Origin of the sequence: Methylobacterium sp. BTF04 (assembly GCF_010692745.1) — a bacterium.
Classification (GTDB): domain Bacteria; phylum Pseudomonadota; class Alphaproteobacteria; order Rhizobiales; family Beijerinckiaceae; genus Methylobacterium.
Genome location: NZ_JAAHTB010000052.1, coordinates 1 through 19,416, shown reverse-complemented (window position 1 = coordinate 19,416; position 19,416 = coordinate 1). Strand labels below are relative to the sequence as shown.

Here is a 19,416-nt window from a genome sequence, read left to right as displayed (position 1 = left end):
TACGCTACGCTCGCCGCCTCAGATCCACTGCCCTCATGAATAAGACGGGCTAGGCTCGACCGATGCAGAGGCGTTAGATCCTGAGCAACAAGCGACATCCAACTTGCAGACATGGATCGCTGAACGGTGGGATTCCAGCATCTTCCCGCTCTCACGAGAGGAAGGTGCTCGTATTCCGCTGAAGGAAGCGAACGGCTGGTACGACGACGTCGCGGTCTACATCTCAACAAATCGGATCGTAGAAGCCGCGGGCGGTGCCTTGAAGGAAGCGGAGATCGCGAGGGCCCTCAAACGCCAAAAACTCATCGCCAAGACGAAGAGCGCCAAGCATCTCTACGTAACCTGGATCCCAATGTACGGCGCCGTCAAGGCCTACGCCCTCTCACGGAAAGCCTTTGGGCGGACGACGCTTACCGAACCAGCCTTATCGGTCCAAGCCCAAGCCGGGGACCCGGCATGATGGACCTTTCCGCCTTCGCAATGGAAGTCGTGGCCGATCTGGCAATGCCGAAGACGGTCGATCTTTCCACCCTTCCCAATTACCAGCAGGCCGGTGGAAATGGTCAACCCATTGTCAAAAATGACGTTTCCCAAATATCTCACCCTTCCCACCAGCCGAACAGCGGGTCCAGTGCGAAGCTGGATTTCAGGGCCCAGGCAGGCGCGAGCGCGGGCGAGTGGGCGCGCGCGACGACACTCCTTTTAGACGGTGGGAAGGGTGGGAACTGTGAGAAAATCGATAAAAACCCAACAATATCAACGGCCGACACTTCCCACTTTCTTTCTTTTGATTGGGAAAATGAGAAAGAGGTGGGAAATCTGCTCTGCTCTGATGGCCTGCTCGACGAGCCCGCGCCCCCAGACTCAAACGACCTCGACGAGCGCGCTGCCTTTTTAAAATACGAGTGCGGCCTGACGCGGGATCAGGCGGAGGCTCAGGTTCGGTCTGAGTTCGGGATCGATGCTTTCGGGGCTCAGACGGATCTTCCTGACGTAGGCGCTCTACCGGAGCTGGACGGTGTCGCTCTCTGGCTCGCTGGGCTTGCGCAGATCGGTCCGAACGAGCCCCCGTGCCCCGGCTACCGAGCCCAGGAGTGGCCGGTCGTCTATGCCCGGTCCGTGGCCTTCCTCGAAGAGTTCGGGGCCCAGGCCGAGGCGCTTGGATGGACCGCACCGCGCCTCTTCGGGGCCCACCCCGAAGCGGGGATCGTCCGAGTTGATTACTGTGGCGCGCTGATCCTGCCGGTGGGCGGACAGGTTCGGTCGATCACGAGCACCGAGATCTGCCTTGGTCACCTGACCCATCGCACCAAGTCGAGGCAGCCCGAGGGCGTCCCAATCTGGAAGTTGCAGCGATGAACCGACCGACGGGCGCTGCCGACTAACACACCGAACGAGCCAGGAGCCAACGATGAGCACCACCCGGATTACCCCCACCGACCCTGTTTACGAAGAGGAGCCCGACGTTGAGGCCATGCTTTCGATGATGGCTGTCCTGCCGTCGCGCCAGGATCACATCCCTCCTGTGAAAGGCTCTGTCCAAAACTTGATTTACGACAGTGGGCCCGAGGTCGTTGTTAGTTGCACAGCCACCGAAGAAGAGCCGGATATTGATGCTATGCTTGCGGCGATGGGTTTTTTGCCCTCGACCTAATATCTATTCTTTCCCACCGAGAGCTTGTCCAAAGCCTATTAGACGACGGGGGGCCCGACGCCGTTACGAGTTGTCCGGCCCCAAGGAAGAGTCGGACTTTGACCTTGGCACAGCGCGACGCGATCTTCCCGCCCGGCCGGGGGCGCTCTACCCGGACGTGGTGCCGACCTCGGTCGTCGCGAACGCGACCTTCCTGGGCGCCAATCCAAAGGTCATCGTAGAGACGGTGGCGACACCGATCGAGAAGCAGATCAACGGCTTCGATGGCATACTCTACATGTCAAGCCAGGCAACGACCGACAGCGTCATGACGCTCACCGTCACGATCCGGCTCGGCACCCTTCCGTCCGCTCTACGACCGGGTTGGGTGGAGAGCAGCCTGGCCGCTTCCGGTTGGTGTGAGGCGATTGCTGCCGTCTAACGCGGCTGACAGTGAACCCCGCTCAGCAGAGGGACTGTTACCGCCATCGTGGATCCTTGCAGTTATTGCTATCGGAAAACGCGGGCGGTACGCGTTCTTCGCCCCAGATGAGATTTCCAGCGCGCTTGGGTTTGTTACGAAATTGCTGGTTTCTCTCGCCAAAATAGCGATCGATCGCAGCGCGAGCGGCTTCTTCCGAGAGATAGTTGCTGTTGTGGATCACTGCTCTTGCCATACCGCTGAAGATGGACTCAATCACATTTAGAAATTGAGCGCCTGAAGGAAGCGGAGCAGTCTCGACGCGCGGCCGTCCTAACGATTCGGCGGTTGCATTGTGCTCCTCGATTCGCTTCATCAGCTTCTTCGAAATATGCCATGACGCCGCGTCCCACGAAAGGTAGATAGCTCGACAGTTTACGTACTTTTCCAATAGAAGATCCATCCTCCGAATCATCTCGTCTGTATTTTTTCGCTCACTATAAAAGTGTGTAACCTGATTGCCGCTGAGTTCTAACGCCGCCGTCAAAATTAAGCATCCTTTGGATTTCTGCCACTGTGGCATTATGCGACGCAACCCCGGCGGATCGAGTCTCAATCCTTGCTTCATCTTCACCGCAAACGGACCGAACTCGTCGATTGAGAAAAAGGCTTCGTCAGGTTGCAATGAGGACAGGATCGCCTGAACGGTTGCCAGCTTTTCGCTATAAGCAGGGTCCTGCGACGTTAGCTGAATGCGTGCTTTCCTCCATCGATATCCTGCTTCCTTTGTGATCCGGCGGATAACCTCGTTACACGCAGGTTGTCCGGTCTCACCAAGAACCCGTGAAAGATCGGACATGATCCACGCCGTCCGGTTTATGCCATACTGCGAGGGAGGTTCATGAAATATCCGAAACACTGCCTGTTTTATTTGCTCGTTATCGTATTTTCTCGTAGATCTCGTCTTCGGTGCAAATAGCCTTTCAACACCACCGGTACTATAAATCCTCAGATATTGAAGGTATGTTCCCTTGCAGATGCCTAAAAAGGAGCGTGTTGTTGCTCCTTTGATACCCTGCCGCCTAGCAAGGATGGTCATGGCCCGATTTCTCTCAGACAATCGACAGTTATAAAGACGATCCACGAGAATCTGCGTGTCCGGGAAGGTATCAATTCGCGAACGACAGTCATTGCAAACTCTGTCATTTTGCAAAATCCTACGCATCCATTCAAGATCTGCCTCTGCTTGCAACTTACGCAGGTCGGGTTTGCGTGGCGGCAAAAGCTTAGATGCGGCCCGATACAAGCTGAGTGTCTTCTTTTCGCTCACAATAGTTGGATGAGAGGCCGATAATGTCCGGAGCAGTTTAGCCCCGCTTTGTTGATTAAGTGAAGCAACGAGACCGTGCACAAGTCGCCAGATGTCCTCTCTCTCCGCATTTAATGATCTTACGTACTCTTTAACGGCTGTATAGACTCCTCGAAAGTCATGATCACATCGTAATCGGTGGAATATTTGTGCAGCCGACGGTTGAGCCGGGTCGGAGCAGATATCCCGATTGCCCAGCATGAGCTTTATAGCTTCTTTGTGATGATCAAGTTTTGATTTCCGGGGGGTATTTCTTGTATAGGGCTGCGGATAGGGAAAATTGGCCATTTTCCGGATCGTGCCGCGACTAATTCCAACGGCCCGCGACAGACTACGAATCGTGGCTCCCGAGCTAAGCTTTTTTCGGATGACCGCCCATTGATGCGGGTCAGTATACATGACCATTCTCGCTATGCGGTTGCCGCCCTAGATCCTGGCGCAGAAGTACCACTTAGTATGTTCTCGGGAAAACACCAGCCGCAGACGTTAAAAGCAAGCTTCCGTCACGCTGTGTCTAATTGCAAGCCGAGGCGATTTCCGAAAACTGCATCATGCGAGCGACGGTGCAGTCGATGTCCGCTTTTAAAACTCGCATAGATCGCTCGTAATGGCGAGGTTGGGTCGAAACCAGCCCTGTGCCACGAGTATTAATTTCCAGATTTCCACCGCTGGGTCGGCGGGCGTGACCGATCTTGACCACCGTCGATCCTTAAGCTGCCCTAACGACTGGAAGCTCGTCGACCCTGGTCGTGTAGCGCGGTGACCGCATCTCGAACTTGGTCGACCATTCGCGCTTGGGGGCGAACCCGGCCGCCCCCGGCACGACGGCGCCTCGTCCGAAGCGGCGATTGCAGGCATCGAGCGCCTCCATCAGGGCGGCCCCCATCTCGCGGTCCAGTTGGCCGAGACCGGGCATCGCCCGCTGGGAGGCCGCCAGCGGCATCAGGTCGGTGGTGACCACGCCGGCCTTGGAATAGCGGTACCCGTCCCGCCAGGTCTTCCGGACGCCGTGCGTGGCGGCCTTGACCAGGGCGCGGGCGTCGTTGCTCGCCTCGGGCAGGGTGACGACCGTCGAGACCGAACGCTGGGGCCTGCCGCGGTCGTGTTCGGAGGTGTGGTAGAAGACGTTGACGTGATCGGTTGCCAGCCCCTCCCGACGTAGCTTCTCGCCGAGCCGGGCCGCGTGGGTCGCGACGGCCTGCTCCATGGTGGCGCGATCCTCGACGCGCTCCGAGAACGACCGGGTCACGGCGCATCCCTTCCGCGTTGCGGCCAGCGTCTCAAGGTCGAGGCAGGCCATGCCGCGGAGTTCGTGGACGAGGCGCTCACCGACCACGGTCATAGTCTTGCGGGCGATCCTCGGATCGAGGTCTCGGACGTCGGCGGCGCTGTCGCACCCGAGCGCCTCCAGGCGCCGGGCGTTGGCCGGACCCACGCCCCAGATATCGGGGACCGGGACCCGGATGATCCAGTGATCGTACTGCTCGGCGTCGGTCAGGTCGCAGACGCCACCGAGCCCGGGATTCTTCTTGGCGATGTGGTTGGCGAGCTTGGCTAAGGTCTTCGTCGACCCGATGCCGACGCAGGTCGGGATGCCGGTCCAGGCCCGCACCGTCTCGCGCATGTCGCGGGCCAGGCTCTCGCGATCCCGCTCGCGCACGTCGGAGACGTCGAGGAAGCTCTCATCGATCGAGTAGATCTCGATGCGGGGCGAGAACCCCCGGTACACCGCGTTCACCCGGGCCGACATGTCGCCGTAGAGGGCATAGTTCGAGGAGTAGACCCGGACGCCCCGGGCCCTGCACATGTCGCGGATCTTGAACCAGGGCTCGCCCATGCGGATGCCGAGCGCCTTGGCCTCCGTCGTCCGGGCTATGGCGCACCCATCGTTGTTGGACAGCACGATCACGGGCAGCCGCGCCAGCCGGGCATCGAAGACCCGCTCGCATGAGCAGTAGAACGAGTTGCCGTCGGAAAGGGCGTAGGCCCGGGCGCTCATTCGCAGCGGCGCCGGGCGCACACGGAACCGGAGACGACGCCCCAGACCTCCACGAGGGCATCGGGTGCGAGGCGGAACTCCGGGAAGCGCGGGTTCGCGAAGTGGAGGGTGACCCGGGGGCCTTGTCGCTTCCAGACTTTGAAGGAACGCTCGCCGTCGATGTCGACCACGACGACGTCGCCGGTACGCGGGGTCAGCGACCGATCCACCACCGCGAGGTCTCCATCGTGAAGGTGGGCGAGCAGCATGCTGTCGCCGGCGACACGTACCAGGAAGGTAGCCGGGCGGTTGACGACGAGTAGGCGCTGGAGGTCGATTTCCTCCTCGACGAAGTCGTCGGCCGGGCTGGGGAACCCGGCGCGGACGGCCCTGGCGAGGATCGGGACCGGCATCGGGAAACCGATGACGATGTCGATGACCTGCATGATGCTGCTCCATGAAAATTGGAACAAAAGCAGAACATATTTGACGGGTTCCGTACAGCGGCCGAGCTTCGGACCCATGGTCTTTTCGGGTCGCTGTGGACGGCTGTGGATAAGTACCGAACGCCATCTCCGCGCCACTCAGGTGCGCGGTGGCACGGCGGTCGGCCCACGGGTTTCGCAGGAGATGAACGCCCCTTCGCGGAGCAGGCGGCGAGGCCATGCGGTCGAGAACGACGGGTTTGGATGATCCCGATCCCGGGGCGGATTGGAAGGGTAGGTGACGAGGCGGCCCCTAATGGTCGTGCCCGAGGCATTCGCCATGGTCGGACAGGACCTCGATGACACGGCACTCGCCGACGCGGCCATGGCCGCATTCATCGACCATGCGCGAAAGCTCGGACCTAAGGGCGGTGAGGCGCTCGATACGGCCGTCCACCTCGGCGAGGTGACGCCGGGCGATGACGTCGACCTCGGCGCAGGGAAGGTCCGGCCGGGCGTTGAGCGCGAGCAACTCGCGGATGGCATCGACCTCGAAGCCGAGCTGCCTCGCATGGCGGATGAAGGCCAGCCGCGCCACGTGAGCCGTTCCGTAGCTCCGACGCCCCCCGGCGGTGCGTGGCGGGGCCGGCATTAGGCCGACATCCTCGTAGTAGCGCACCGTCGTCGCGAGGACGCCCGTGCGTTTCGATAGCTCGCCGATGGTGATTTCCATTTAGCGCTTGCTCCTCCAGCCACTGGAGGAGTTAAGCCGTCGTCGACCCAGAAGGAAGACCGTCGATGGCCAGACCAGACGTCGCGATCCCCGGCCCACCGGACGGCGCCACCCGACCCTCGATCCCGCCACTCCGGCTCGTCGTGTCGGGAATGGATTGCGGCTCGTGCGCGGCGAAGATCGAGAACGCCGTCCGCCGACTGGACGGGATCGAGGACGTCGCCGTCTCGGTCCCCGCCGGCACTGTGACGATCCGGCACCGCGCCGGCGTCCCGCGGTCGACGCTGGCCGCCACCGTGACCTCACTCGGCTTCGGCGTCGCCGACCCTGTGGTCGATGCCGCTCAAGGGACGGGTGAACAGCCGAACGCACCCGCATCCAAGGGGGACGATCCGGCGTGGTGGCGCGGCCCGCGGGGACGCCTCACCCTCGCGTGCGGCGGCTCGCTCGCGGCGGCGTACCTTGCCGGCCAGGCCTATCCCGCCATGGCCCCCTACGCCTTCCTGGCGGCCATGGCGGTCGGCCTCATGCCGATCGCCTGGCGGGCCCTCGTGGCCGCCCGCCTCGGGACGCCGTTCTCCATCGAGATGCTCATGACCATCGCGGCCGTTGGCGCGGTCTTCATCGGCGCCGTCGAGGAGGCGGCGAGCGTGGTGTTCCTGTTCCTCGTCGGCGAACTGCTCGAAGGCGTCGCGGCGAGCCGCGCACGTGCCTCGATCCGCGGCCTGACCGACCTCGTTCCGCGAACCGCCCTCGTCGAGCGGGACGGACGCGTCGAGGAGGTTCCGGCGGAGACCCTCGTGGTCGGATCGACGGTGATGGTGCGCCCGGGCGACCGCATCCCGGCGGACGGAACGGTGTCGGAGGGGACTGGCGAGGTCGACGAGGCGCCCGTGACCGGCGAGAGCGTGCCGAAGCGGAAGTCCGAGGACGATCCGGTGTTCGCCGGGACCATCAACGGCGGGTCCGTCCTGCGGGTGCGGGTCACGGCGGCGGCGCGGGACAACACCATCGCCCGGGTCGTCCGCCTCGTCGAGGAAACCCAGGACGCCAAGGCCCCGACCGAACGGTTCATCGACCGCTTCTCCCGGTATTACACGCCGGCCGTCGTCGCGGTCGCGGTGCTCGTGGCGACGGTGCCGCCGCTCCTCCTCGGCGGACCGTGGCACGAATGGATCTACAAGGGCCTGGCGACCCTCCTCATCGGCTGCCCCTGCGCCCTGGTCATCTCCACTCCGGCGGCCATCGCCGCAGGCCTGTCGGCGGGTGCCCGCCGCGGGCTCCTGATCAAGGGCGGCGCCGTCCTGGAAACCCTCGGCACGGTCACGATGGTCGCCTTCGACAAGACCGGGACCCTGACCCTGGGAAAGCCCCGGGTCACGGACGTGGTCCCCTTCGGGCGACCGGAACGCGAGGTCCTCTCCCTCGCGGCCGCCCTGGAAAGCGGCTCGAACCATCCGCTCGCCCGCGCGATCCTGGCCAAGGCCGCGGAAGTCGCTGCCCCGATCCCGCCGGCCGCCCAAGCCGAGGCACTCGCCGGAAAGGGAATTTTCGCGGTGGTCGGCGGGGTCGAGATCTTCCTATGTTCGGCGCAGGCGGCCGCCGAACGCATCGCGTTCACCCCTGAGCAGGCCTCGCGCGTCACGGCCCTGACCGACGAGGGCAAGACGGTGTCCGTCCTCATCGCCGGCACCGCCGTGGCGGGGCTCGTGGCGATGCGGGACGAGCCGAGGCCCGATGCCGTGGACGGCATCGCCGCTCTCCGCTCGCTCGGCGTCGAGGTGGTCATGCTGACGGGGGACAACAGCCGGACCGCCGGTGCCATCGCGAAAACGCTCGGCATGACGCCCCGGGCCGAACTCCTTCCCGAGGACAAGCTGGGCATCGTCCGCGAGATGCAGGCGGGCGGCAAGGTCGTGGCGAAGGTCGGGGACGGCATCAACGATGCGCCCGCCCTGGCCGCGGCCGACGTCGGGATCGCCATGGGCGGTGCCGCGGACGTCGCGCTTGAGACGGCGGACGCCGCCATCCTCCACGGACGGGTCGCCGATGTTTCCAGGATGATCCTCCTGTCGCGGCGGACGATGGCGAACATCCGGGCCAACGTCGTAGTCGCGCTGGGCCTGAAGGCGGTGCTCCTGTGCACGACCGTCCTCGGCATCACCGGGCTCTGGCCCGCCATCCTCGCCGACACCGGCGCGACCGTGCTCGTCACGGCCAACGCGCTGCGGCTTTTCCGGACCAGGATCTGAACCACGATGGCGAAGGATCACCACGACCACGACCACGACCACGACCACGACCACGACCACGACCACGACGCCACCGGGCACGGGGACCATGGCGGGCATGCGCACGGACCGGGACACGCGCACGCCCCGGCGAGCTTCGGCAAGGCGTTCGCTATCGGCATCGCGCTGAACGTCGGCTTCGTCGCCATCGAGGCGACTTACGGGGTGCTGGCGAACTCGATGGCCCTGCTGGCCGATGCCGGCCATAACCTCTCGGACGTGCTCGGCCTCGTCGTGGCTTGGATCGCCATGGTCCTGGCCAAGCGTGCCCCGAGCGCGCGCTACACCTACGGACTGAAGGGCACGTCGATCCTGGCAGCCCTTTTCAACGCCGTGTTCCTGCTGGTCGCGGTCGGCGGCATCGCCTGGGAGGCGATCCAGCGTTTCGGCGAGCCCGTACCGGTCGCCGGCAAGACCGTGATGGTCGTCGCCGCGATCGGCATCCTCGTGAACGGCATCACCGCCTGGCTCTTCGCCTCCGGCGCCAAGGGCGACATCAACATCCGCGGGGCGTTCCTGCACATGGCCGCCGACGCCGCCGTCTCGGCGGGCGTGGTCATCGCCGGCCTGGTGATCCTCTACACCGGCTGGACGTGGCTCGATCCCGTGGTCAGCCTCGCCATCGTCGCCGTCATCGTCTGGAGCACGTGGGGACTCCTTCGCGACAGCCTCACGCTGTCCCTCGCCGCCGTCCCGCCCGGCATCGACCCGAACGCCGTCCGCGGCCACCTCGAAGGGCTTCCGGGCGTCACGTCCCTCCACGACCTGCACGTCTGGGCGATGAGCACCACCGAGACCTGCCTCACCGCGCACCTCCTGATGCCCGGCGGCCGTCCCGACGACGCCTTCCTGATGGGGGCGGCGGCAGGGATCAAGGAGCGGTTCGGCATCGGCCACACCACCCTGCAGGTCGAGACGAGCGCGGACACGCCTTGCGCCCTCGCTCCCGACCACGTGGTCTGAGCCATCGGAAACATGCCCGAACGGAAGGGGATACCTCCAACCCGTTCGACCGGAGGAGCCCTGTATCCGCGTCGCGAGACATCGGTTCGGTGCTTCCGGCCACCGATGGATGAACGGCGGTTTCAGGCTTCGTTCAACCGTCGAAGCCGATCCTGACGGCATCATCCCTTGAGGAACGAGCCATGCGTGTCCGCATCCCGGCCTTGGTCGCCGCCAGCTTGATCCTCGCCCCGGCCGCGGCGTCCGCCCAATACTACGGCGGCGACTTCGACCGGCGCGGCGACGTCCACGTCGACCGCTACCACCACGGCGACCACGACGACGTCGTCATCCACCGTCCGCATCGGGATTACGGCGACCGGTCCTCGTCGGATTGGAAAGCGGTCGTTTCAAAGGCCGCCGACGAAGCCGGCTTTCGGCTTCGATGGAACGGTGACGAGGTTGTCTCCCTGGAAACCAAGGCGTGATCGTACTGTTCTAAACAGCCGGCATGCGACTCTGCCACGATGTCGCGACCTTGCGCAGGGTTCGGGATAGCTGCTCGACCGAATAGGGTTTATGCAGGAGTTCGAAGCCGTAAGTACCATTCTTTGCCAGCACGTGGCTGTAACCGCTCGCCAGTAGCACCGGCAGCTCATGATAGCGGCGGCGGATCTCGTGTGCGAGGTCGATACCGTTCATGCCCGGCATCACCACGTCCGTGAACACGACGTCGAACCGCGAGGCGTCCGTGGCCAGTTCCGCGAGCGCCTCATCGGCGTTCTTGGCCCAGACGGTAGCGTAGCCGAGCTCCGCCAACGTTTGGGTGGCGAAGGTCCCGACATCGATGTTGTCCTCGACGACGAGGATTTGCATGCCATGGCCGTCCGACAACGGTTCGACGTCCTCCGGGCCCCGTGCGGTGGTACCGTCATCCGCGGCCTGGGGAAGGTAGAGCGTGAACGTCGTGCCGACGCCAGGCGTGCTCTCGACGCCGATCTCACCGCCGGACTGCTTGGCGAAGCCGAACACCTGCGACAGGCCTAGGCCGGTGCCCTGGCCGACGTCCTTCGTCGTGAAGAACGGCTCGAAGATTCGTTCGACGTTTTCGGGCGCGATGCCGGAGCCGGTGTCCGAGATCGACACGGCGACAAAATCACCCGAGATGGCGTGATGCGAACGCATCGCCGGTACGAGCGACGTCGCCGCGACGGAGATCGTGAGGACGCCTTCGCCCTCCATGGCGTCGCGGGCGTTGACCGCCATGTTGACGATGGCGGTATCGAACTGGCTCGGATCCGCGTCGATGTAGCAGGCCACCTCCGCCAGGTTCGTCACGATCCGGATGCGTGCGCCGGTCAGCGTCCCGACCATGTCGGCGACGCCCAGGACGCTTCGCCCGACATCGAATACCTCCGGCTTCAGAGCTTGCCGTCTGGCGAACGCAAGAAGTTGCCCGGTAAGCTTGGCCGCCCTGGCCACCGTGTCGGAGATGGCGCCGACGTAGCGCAGACGCCGTTCCTCGGGGAGATCGGGTCGTTTCAGAAGGTCGGTGGAGGACTTGATGACCGTAAGGAGGTTGTTGAAATCGTGCGCGACACCCCCGGTCAGTTGCCCGACCGCCTCCATTTTCTGGGCTTGGCGCAGGGCGTCCTCGGCCAGCAAAAGGTCCTGCGTGCGTTCCTCGACGCGTTGCTCCAGCGTCTCGTTGAGATGCCGCAGCTCGGCCGAGATCCGCTTCTGGTCCTCGATGTCGGTGTTCGTGCCGACCCAGCGTAAAATCTCACCGGACGGGCCGAGGATCGGCTCGGCCCGAACCAGGAACCAGTGGTAAGCCGCGTCGAACCGGCGGATGCGGAACTCCGCTTCGTAGACCTCCCCGGTCGCGACCGAGCGGGCCCAGGCCAAACCTGCCGCGTCGAGGTCATCGGGGTGAACGATGCTCGTCCAGGCCGTGCCATCGAGTTCGCCCGGCACAGCGGCGCAATAGGCGTAGACCTGGTCGTTGAACCAGTACAGATGTCCGTCCGCGGAGGCAGCCCAGACCTGGTTCGGCATGACTTGCGCGAAGACCCGGAATTGCTCCTCGCTCTCGCGTCTCGCGGCATCGGCACGCGCCCGTTCGACCGCGTCCCAGATCCGAGACGCCACCTCCTCGACGAGTTCGACCTCATCCGTCGTCCAGACGCGCGGTACGCGCTGGTTGACGTACAGGGCCGACCGTAGCTGACCCACGCGCACCAGTGGCACCGAGATCAGAGCGGCGATGCCAAGCTCGCCAAGGCCGAGACCCGCCGTGCCGGGATCGTCCTCGACGTCCGCATAGACAGAGGTTCGGCCAGCCCGGAGGTTGGCTATGTTGCCGGGACCGAACGATTCGATGGGATAGGTGCCGACCAATGCCCCGACGCCGTCGAGGTACTCGGTTTCGAGGGTGACGGTGTCGCCGTCGGACCCGATCAGGCCATAACCGACTCGGCTCGCCCCGATGTGACGGCCAAGGGCGTCGACCGCCGCCTGCATGGTTGCACGTGGGTCCACCTGCTCACGCATGCTGTCCCCGAGGGCGAGCATGAACGCCTGCCGCCGCTCGGTGGAACGGAGTGCCTCCTCGGCCCTGACGCGTTCGGTGATGTCGTACCCGCCGGCGAAGATACCCGTGACCGTCCCGTCATCGTCCCGAATCGGCTGGTAGAGGAAGTCGATGAAGCGTTTTTCGGTTTCGCCCGCGAGGTGGATCGGCATGGCCCGAGCCGCAAACGGCAGGCCGGTGCGGTAGACCTCGTCGAGCAACTCGAAGAAGCCCTGCCCGGTGAGTTCGGGAAAGACATTCCGGGCTTTTAGACCGACGAACGCGCGTGGTCCCGCGAGCGTCACGTAGGCATCGTTGACATGCTCGAAGACGTGATCCGGGCCGGCGAGGACGGCGACGAAGCCCGGCATCTGCTGGAGGAGGTGGCGCTGCCGTCTCCGCTCGTTCGCCGCTCGTCGCTCTGCCTGGACCTGGAACGTCGTCTCGGTGCAGGCGCAGAACAGTCCGTCGACTATTCCGTTTTTACCTGGAACCGGTGTGTAGGAGAATGCGAAGTGCGTCTGTTCTGGGTAGCCGTTGCGGTGGAGGGTGAGTTCGAGGTCGTTCATGTGGACCGGTTCGCCGGCGAACACCCGGTCCATGAGCGCGCCGATGGCATCGCTGATCTCCGGCCAGACCTCAAAGAACGGACGGCCCAAGGCGGCGGGATGCCTTGCGGCCAGCATGGGGGCGTAGGCATCGTTGTAGAGAAGAATGCGGTCCTCGCCCCAGGCCACGAACATCGGCTGGCGAGAGCTCAGCAAGACACTGACCAGGGTCATCAGGGCCGGGGGCCAATCCCCGGGATCTCCGAGTTTCGTCGAGCCCCAATCATTGGCACGCATCAGCGCACCTGCCTCGCCGCCGCCCGGGAAGGCAGAGGCCCACGGCTGGGCGGGCGCGCCGGTCAATGGAGCAAGATCGATCACGATGCCGCTCAGATGAAAAACCGAGTAGGCGCGTAGGGCTTCGTCCGTCGATGATGGTGCATGGCGACATCTCTACCACATCGGGCCACCGCTTGGCATGTCGGTTCGTGGGGTTGGAAATGGTTTTGGGGTTGCGAATTCCAAAGCACGGGGGCACGGGGACCCATCGGGGCAGGACCCATCTTGCCGCGCATCCCGGTTCCGGCCTCACTGTCCCGCATCGTGCCAGGATTGTTCATCCTGCCTCCCGTGGTACCGGGAGCAGCCTTCTGGGTGAACTTGGCAATCAAGAAGGCCAGGGCGAGCGTAGTGCCGAGTAAAATCATGGTTTAAAGCATAGATTATTTATTATTAAGAATATATATAATTTCGTGAATTGCAAATTGACTTGGTCAGATTCCGCCGTACCAGGCGTAACCTTGGTCCTCCCAGTAGCCGCCCTTGCCGTCCCCGATCTCGGCGAAGCTTTCGACCACCTCGATCCGCATCACGTACTTGGCCTGCTTATAGCCGAGGTTGCGTTCGAGGCGCAGGCGCAGGGGCGCGCCGTGGGCCACCGGCAGGGTGTTGCCGTTCATCTCGTATGCCAGGATCGTCTGCGGATGATAGGCATCGACGAGGTCGACGCTTTCGTAGAACCGCACCGGTTCGGTCGTGTCGGCGTCGGCCCCTGACGGTGCCGCGTCCTGCTGGTCAGTTTCCCCCTTCGCGGGCTCCGTACCCGCAGCCTTCTTCGTCATGTCCGCGTTCGGGCTCGCAGCGGGAGCCTCCGCCGCCGGTCCATCATCCTCGGCGTCCAGGCTTCCGGATGCCTCGCCCTGGTCCATAGTGTCGGCGCAGTGGAATACGACGTAGCGCGCATTCGGCTTGAGGACGGCGCGCTGGAGGAGTTCGCTCAGCGGCACCCCGGTCCACTTGCCGATGCAGCTCCACCCCTCGACGCAGTCGTGCCGGGTGATCTGCGTCCGCGCCGGTAGCTTGCGAAGGTCGGCCAGGGAGATCTTGAACGGCTTCTCGACGAGGCCGCCGACCGCCAACTCGAAGCCCGCGAACTTGCGCTTCACGAGGGCCTTGTAGGCCTTGTCCGGCGGGTCCTCGGTGCCGTTGGGCTTAAAGAACGGCGAGATGTCGGACTCCGCGTATTCCGGCGCGAGCGTCGTATCCGTCAGGAGCAGGCGCTGGACGAATAGGTTGGCGTCCTCGCCGGTCTTCAACGTGCGCTTGAACCAGGGCATTTCCCCCAATCGGTCGCACCCGCCGAGGACGGTCGCTCCGAGCGCGCCCGTTGCGCCCAGGAGGAACGAGCGGCGGCTGGCCGGTCGGATCATGTCGTCTCCCCCGTTTGGACGGAAGCGGACGCCGGCTCGACCTTGCGTTCGATCACGAACCATCCGGTGACCATGCCGCGCATGTTGTTCCAGAAACCCGAGAGCACGACCAGGGCGACATGGACCACCACGAACAGGACGAGCAGGTTCGCGACGATGAAGTGGACGGTACGGGCCGATTGCCGGCCACCGAACATCGTCAGCAGGAACGGGGCGGCAGCGTCCATCGCCGGCGACATCGCCAGGCCGGCAAGGACCTGTACCGGCAGGAGGACGAGGATGACGGCCACGTAGGTGAGCTTTTGGATGACGTTGTAGCGCTTGGCCTCGTCGCCTTGGGGGAAACGCAGCGTCAGGTGCTCCCGGATCGACGCCCCGAAGTGGCGGATCTGGTCGCGGGAGGGGACCAATCGGAATCTGAGTTGGCCGCTGAGAAGGCCATGGAGCAGGTAGGCCAGGCCGTTGAGCACGAAGGCCCAGGCGAAGAAGAAGTGCCAGCTCCGGCCGCCGGTGAGATCCTGTTCGCTCGGCAGGGTCGCCCAACTCGGGAAGCCACGGTCGGCCGGCTGGCCATCGGCGCCGGCGGAGGACCCGAGAAAGCCGGTGGTGTCGAAGCTCTTACCCAAGACCGTGGTCACGCCCTTCGGCGGATCGTCCTCACTCGATGCCATCGACATCAACGGCGTGTCGAAGGTCGAGACCTTGCCCCAGTACAGGGCTGGGTGAGCGTTGAAGATCTGAAGGCCGCTCATCAAGAGGACCAGCAGGCAAAGGGCGTTCAGCCAATGCGCGACCCGGATCACGAGCGGATGCCTGAACATCCAACGACGACGCTCGATCTCACCGAATTCGGGGGCTGAGCGCGTCAGGTAGGTGCGCGGCACGCTGCTTCCTTCAAGACCGACGACGGTGGCGGGAGGCCCCACTCGGGCCTCCCGCTTCGATGGTCGGCGTGGATCACATGCCGCGGTTCATCATCCGCTTCTTCATCATCTGGCGCTTCATCATCTGGCGCTTCATCATGCGCTTCTTCATCGTGCGCTTCTTCATCATCATCCGGTCGCTCTCCATCATGCGAACCTGGGTCAGGCCGGCGCTGCCGCCCTGCAATCCGGTGGGTCCCATCGGAGCGGCCGTGGCAACGCCACCGACGGCGATGCCGCCCAGGAGTGTAGCCGCGACGATTGCGAAAGTGATCTTCTTCATGTGATCGAATCCAGTTTTAGCAAAAGACGCCTAGGCGCCAATGGAAGTGCTGTCTTACTTGGAAGCTCCATCATAGATTTTCTCTACGTTGATAGGAGCCACACACATTTAAGCGCGCCGATAAAGCGATATCGATGCTCTCATGTGCTGAATCTTGTACGAAGGCGTTATTTAAATGGTTTCAGATTATTAAAACTATTTTTGATTTTGGACCCATTTTACTACCCCACTGCATTCAGACGGTCGCGAGCGCGTGGCAATGACCAGGTTTGCGTCGTCATCGCGCATCGTGACCCTACATCGTGCGGCTATCGACTTCGGGCTCCGCGACGGAACAACGTGGACGCGGCGATAAGGTACTGAAGCAAAAACGACGACCGGATCTGCAAAATCGCATCCAGGGTGCCTGGGCTGTCCGGCCCGCCGGCTATCTTTCCTCGACGACCTGGTGAAGCGGTGCAACCGCCGTGAAGACGATGCCGGCGGGATGGTAGGTGATCTCGGCGACACCGCCGATCTCCATCGCCAGCGCGCGCTCGATCATGCGTGACCCGAAGCCGGTCCGGGTCGGAAAAATGACGTCGGGACCTCCGGATTCCTGCCAGCGAAAACTCAGATGATCCGGGATCTGCCCATCGAGGATGTCCCACGTCAGTTGGACGCTCCCGGCATCCGTGGACAGGGCGCCGTACTTGACCGCGTTGGTGGCAAGCTCGTGAAGTGCCATGGCGAAGGCGAGCGCGACCCGGGAAGCGAGGTGAACCGCGGGTCCGCGCAACGTAAAGCGACCCTCCTGTTCGGCGCCAAACGGGCGCAATGCCACGTCGACGACCTCCCTCAAGGTTGCTCCCTCCCAGCTGTCTCGAATGAGAACGTCATGCGCGGTCGCAAGGGCCATGATGCGGGCGTCGAGGATTGCCTCGGCTTCCTTCAGGGATGTCGATCTCCTTAGGGTCTGGCGAATCATGTACTGCACCGTCGCGAGGGTGTTCTTGACCCGGTGGGCCAATTCCTTCGCCAGCAGGTCGCGGTGGGCCTCGGCCTTCCTTCGGTTTGTGATGTCGAGGGATATGCCGGCGATGGTCTTCGGCGTGCCGTCCGGTCCATATGAGGCTTGCCCACGGGCATGGATCCAATGGACCTCGCCGTCCGGGTAGGTGATCCGGTACTCGTGGTCGTAATCGGTGTGCCCGGCGATGGCGTCCACGATGGCTGCTTCCATGCCCGCACGATCCTCCGGATGGGCGCCCTCCATCCACGCCTCGTAGGTGAAGTCCCCATGGGGGTCGCGCCCGAAGTTCGCCTTGCACCCGTCCGATGCCGCGAGCGCCTTCGTGACGAGATCGAGGGTCCACGATCCGATGCGTCCGGCCTCCTGGGTGAAGCGGAGGCGCTCTTCCGTAAGGGCCAGAGCGTCCGCGTGGGTCTTCGCCTCCGTCACGAGCCGGTCGAGGACCACCACCCCGCGCGCGCTAAGGTCGTAGGCGACGTCAGGCTGGCAATCGAAGAATGGGGTCAGTCCCATTTCGTCCCTCGATGGTCGGAAACGGTGATGCCCGGCTGAGAGCAGGAACGACATCGCTGTCATGGCTGGCCTTGCGTCAGGCGACGTTGGCGATGGCGGGCGCGAGCGCGACGTCGAGATGGACCGGGTTGTGGAGGGTGTTGGCCACCGGCGACCACATCACCGTGTGCTTGATGAGCGCCGCCAGCGCCTTTCGCGATGCATCCGCGTCCATCGTCACCGCGACCCGGATGGTCTCGAACCCGATGGTCTTCGGATGAAGGTCACCGCTGCCCCAGACCGAGGTCATGTTGATGTCGGCCTCGACGCTGAGTTCCAGCGAACGGATCGGTATGCCCTGTGCCAAGGCGTTGGCATGGATGCCGATGGAAAGGCAGGAGCCCAGGGCTGCGAGCAGGGCCTCGGAGGCGTTGGGCGCGAGGCTCTCACCGAGCAGGCCTTCGGGTTCGTCCTCCATCACCGGCTGGGGCGGCAGGTTTCGAATGTAATTGAGCTGATGAAGACGCCCCTGGGCGACCGTGCGGCAACGCAGGGTTCGCAAGGCGGTCGGATCCGCCTTGGCCTTGGCGACGACGACATCGAGCTCGCGTTTACCCACGAGGGTCGGCGGTGGGATGCCGGGGGTGAGAGGCAGCTTGGCCATACGAAAGTCCGTTCCCTGATTAATCGTCCCTGCGAGCCGTTTCATTCGACGGAAATGTTCGCTCAATAGGTGTCCCGCGATTTTCAGTTTAGACTATTACGCTTCAAAGCCGGCAACCAAATCTGACGACGAGAACCCCGAAAATGAGGAGCTTCGACGAATGTTAGACTGGGATGACCTGAGATTTTTCCTGGCCCTGGCCAGGCATGGCAGCCTCTCGGCGGCCGCCAAGGTGCTCCATGTCTCGCAGTCGACCGTCGGGCGCCGACTGACCTCGCTGGAGGCGACCCTCGCGGTACGCCTGCTCAATCGCACCCCCGATGGCTACGTGCCGACGTTTGCGGGCGAGGAGGTACGCAAGAAGGCCGAGGTACTGGAGGCGGAAGCCCTGTCCCTGGAACGCGACGTCACCGGGCGCGACACCCGTCTGCGAGGGCTGGTGCGGGTGACCTGCGCCGAGACGATGGCCGCGCATCTGCTGGCCCCCAGCTTCGCGAGCCTTCATGCCCAGCATCCCGACATCATGATCGAGCTCATTCCCAACTCTCGCGAGCTCAGCCTGGCGATGCGCGAGGCCGACGTCTCGGTCCGCATGCGGCAGCCTGAGCAACACGACCTGGTGGTACGGCGCATCGGCGGAGTCGCCTTCGGCCTCTACGCGACGGCGGACTATATCAGGGTGCGTGGCCAACTGGACTTCGAGGAAGGATGCCCCGACCACCACCTCATCACCCAGATGGAGGACAACCAGGAGATGACCCAATCCGCCTGGCTCACCGACCTGGCATCGCGTGCGACGGTGGTGCTTCAGACCAGCAGCCACGAGGCCGCCGTGCTCGCCGCCGCCAACGGTGGAGGTTTGGCTTGTTTGGCTCGCTTCCGCGGTGACGACGAACCTCGGCTGACCCGGCTGACGGTACCGACCGAGCCGCCCAACGCCGACATCCTGCTACTAGTCCATAAGGACAACCGCGACACCCCGCGGATCCGCGTAGTGCTGACCCACATCACGGAATGCATCCAAGCGCTGGGCCCGATGCTTCAGCCGCCAGATCTGAACATAGGAACTATACAAGCGGTAGGCGCATGACGCCCGTAGTAGATTCCGGTCGGCTCCGTCGCCGTTCAGTCGTGGTGACGACGCAATAGTGGATGAGGGTATACCGGCTCGCCAAAGGGAATGCGAAGACGTTCGAGACTTGGCCATCACACCCCTTGGGCCGGGACCCTGCATCGGTGTCAATGTCGGCAAGACTCCAACCTTAACCCGTCGAACCAATCGAATTCTCGGCAACGGTGTGCAAGCCTGATCGCCTACACGGAACTGAGCCACCCGTTCCGCGATCCTGTCGACCGGAGCAGGTGTCTAGCCCGTCTTATTCATCAGGCTGTTGCGGACGGTGGGTTCTGGGCTGATGGCG

Annotated in this window: 17 protein-coding genes and 2 pseudogenes; 8 read left to right on the top strand and 11 right to left on the bottom strand. The window is 63.7% G+C overall.

Annotated elements, in window-relative coordinates; genetic code table 11:
- Positions 1-103: 103 nt before the first annotated feature.
- From G3T14_RS20550 to G3T14_RS25140, 4 genes and pseudogenes are all read left to right on the top strand, one after another.
- Positions 104-460 carry a hypothetical protein gene (locus tag G3T14_RS20550; RefSeq protein WP_163644399.1) on the top strand — a complete coding sequence of 119 codons (357 nt, stop codon included), beginning with the start codon at positions 104-106 and terminating at the stop codon, positions 458-460.
- Positions 457-1,359: a hypothetical protein gene (locus G3T14_RS20545; protein WP_163644398.1), complete on the top strand. Its 903-nt coding sequence runs from the start codon at positions 457-459 to the stop codon at positions 1,357-1,359. Before G3T14_RS20550 ends, G3T14_RS20545 begins: the two co-directional genes overlap by 4 nt.
- 52 nt (positions 1,360-1,411) lie before the next feature.
- The gene (locus tag G3T14_RS20540) at positions 1,412-1,654 is read left to right on the top strand and encodes a hypothetical protein (RefSeq protein WP_163644397.1); all 243 of its coding nucleotides are present in this window, start codon (positions 1,412-1,414) and stop codon (positions 1,652-1,654) included.
- A gap of 148 nt (positions 1,655-1,802) precedes the next feature.
- A pseudogene (locus G3T14_RS25140) lies at positions 1,803-1,994 on the top strand (efflux RND transporter permease subunit); the annotation flags it as partial.
- A gap of 118 nt (positions 1,995-2,112) precedes the next feature.
- Here G3T14_RS25140 and G3T14_RS20530 read toward each other — a convergent pair.
- From G3T14_RS20530 to G3T14_RS20515, 4 genes are all read right to left on the bottom strand, one after another.
- Positions 2,113-3,711 (bottom strand): IS630 family transposase, encoded by a 1,599-nt coding sequence (locus G3T14_RS20530; protein WP_246733454.1) that lies wholly within the window; start codon positions 3,709-3,711, stop codon positions 2,113-2,115.
- 421 nt (positions 3,712-4,132) lie between these two features.
- Positions 4,133-5,422, bottom strand: coding sequence for a Y-family DNA polymerase (locus tag G3T14_RS20525; protein ID WP_163644396.1), 1,290 nt, complete (start codon positions 5,420-5,422; stop codon positions 4,133-4,135).
- On the bottom strand, positions 5,419-5,847 hold the full coding sequence (umuD, locus tag G3T14_RS20520) for a translesion error-prone DNA polymerase V autoproteolytic subunit (protein WP_163644395.1): 429 nt from the start codon (positions 5,845-5,847) through the stop codon (positions 5,419-5,421). The genes G3T14_RS20525 and umuD overlap by 4 nt, the downstream gene beginning before the upstream one ends.
- 292 nt (positions 5,848-6,139) lie before the next feature.
- Complete coding sequence (locus G3T14_RS20515) at positions 6,140-6,559, bottom strand: helix-turn-helix domain-containing protein (RefSeq protein ID WP_163644394.1); 420 nt, start codon at positions 6,557-6,559, stop codon at positions 6,140-6,142.
- Positions 6,560-6,711: 152 nt separating this feature from the next.
- Between G3T14_RS20515 and G3T14_RS20510 the strand changes: the two genes are divergently transcribed.
- The 3 genes from G3T14_RS20510 (at position 6,712) to G3T14_RS24755 (ending at position 10,280) form a co-directional block, all read left to right on the top strand.
- Positions 6,712-8,811, top strand: coding sequence for a heavy metal translocating P-type ATPase (locus G3T14_RS20510; protein ID WP_163644401.1), 2,100 nt, complete (start codon positions 6,712-6,714; stop codon positions 8,809-8,811).
- 6 nt (positions 8,812-8,817) lie between these two features.
- Positions 8,818-9,813, top strand: coding sequence for a cation diffusion facilitator family transporter (locus G3T14_RS20505; RefSeq protein WP_163644393.1), 996 nt, complete (start codon positions 8,818-8,820; stop codon positions 9,811-9,813).
- A gap of 182 nt (positions 9,814-9,995) precedes the next feature.
- On the top strand, positions 9,996-10,280 hold the full coding sequence (locus tag G3T14_RS24755) for a hypothetical protein (protein WP_204262971.1): 285 nt from the start codon (positions 9,996-9,998) through the stop codon (positions 10,278-10,280).
- Between the two features lie 10 nt (positions 10,281-10,290).
- Here the strand turns inward: G3T14_RS24755 and G3T14_RS25570 are convergent, their stop codons facing one another.
- The 7 genes and pseudogenes from G3T14_RS25570 to G3T14_RS20470 form a co-directional block, all read right to left on the bottom strand.
- Positions 10,291-11,943 carry an ATP-binding protein gene (locus tag G3T14_RS25570; protein WP_348645315.1) on the bottom strand — a complete coding sequence of 551 codons (1,653 nt, stop codon included), beginning with the start codon at positions 11,941-11,943 and terminating at the stop codon, positions 10,291-10,293.
- Positions 11,926-13,107, bottom strand: a pseudogene (locus G3T14_RS25565) (PAS domain-containing protein); the annotation flags it as partial. The gene G3T14_RS25570 and the pseudogene G3T14_RS25565, both read right to left, overlap by 18 nt.
- A 578-nt stretch (positions 13,108-13,685) precedes the next feature.
- A complete protein-coding gene (locus tag G3T14_RS20490) occupies positions 13,686-14,621 on the bottom strand; it encodes a molybdopterin-dependent oxidoreductase (protein ID WP_163644391.1) in 936 nt (311 codons plus the stop codon).
- On the bottom strand, positions 14,618-15,442 hold the full coding sequence (locus G3T14_RS20485; RefSeq protein WP_163644400.1) for a cytochrome b/b6 domain-containing protein: 825 nt from the start codon (positions 15,440-15,442) through the stop codon (positions 14,618-14,620). Before G3T14_RS20485 ends, G3T14_RS20490 begins: the two co-directional genes overlap by 4 nt.
- A 136-nt stretch (positions 15,443-15,578) precedes the next feature.
- Positions 15,579-15,827 (bottom strand): hypothetical protein, encoded by a 249-nt coding sequence (locus G3T14_RS20480; RefSeq protein WP_163644390.1) that lies wholly within the window; start codon positions 15,825-15,827, stop codon positions 15,579-15,581.
- A 427-nt stretch (positions 15,828-16,254) separates the two neighbouring features.
- A complete protein-coding gene (locus G3T14_RS20475) occupies positions 16,255-17,352 on the bottom strand; it encodes a sensor histidine kinase (protein ID WP_163644389.1) in 1,098 nt (365 codons plus the stop codon).
- A gap of 76 nt (positions 17,353-17,428) precedes the next feature.
- Positions 17,429-17,995 (bottom strand): OsmC family protein, encoded by a 567-nt coding sequence (locus G3T14_RS20470; protein WP_163644388.1) that lies wholly within the window; start codon positions 17,993-17,995, stop codon positions 17,429-17,431.
- 160 nt (positions 17,996-18,155) lie between these two features.
- Here G3T14_RS20470 and G3T14_RS20465 point away from each other — a divergent pair, with 160 nt between their 5' ends.
- Entirely contained in the window at positions 18,156-19,085 is a 930-nt protein-coding gene (locus tag G3T14_RS20465; protein ID WP_163644387.1) for a LysR family transcriptional regulator, read from the top strand.
- The last annotated feature ends 331 nt before the right edge of the window (positions 19,086-19,416 follow it).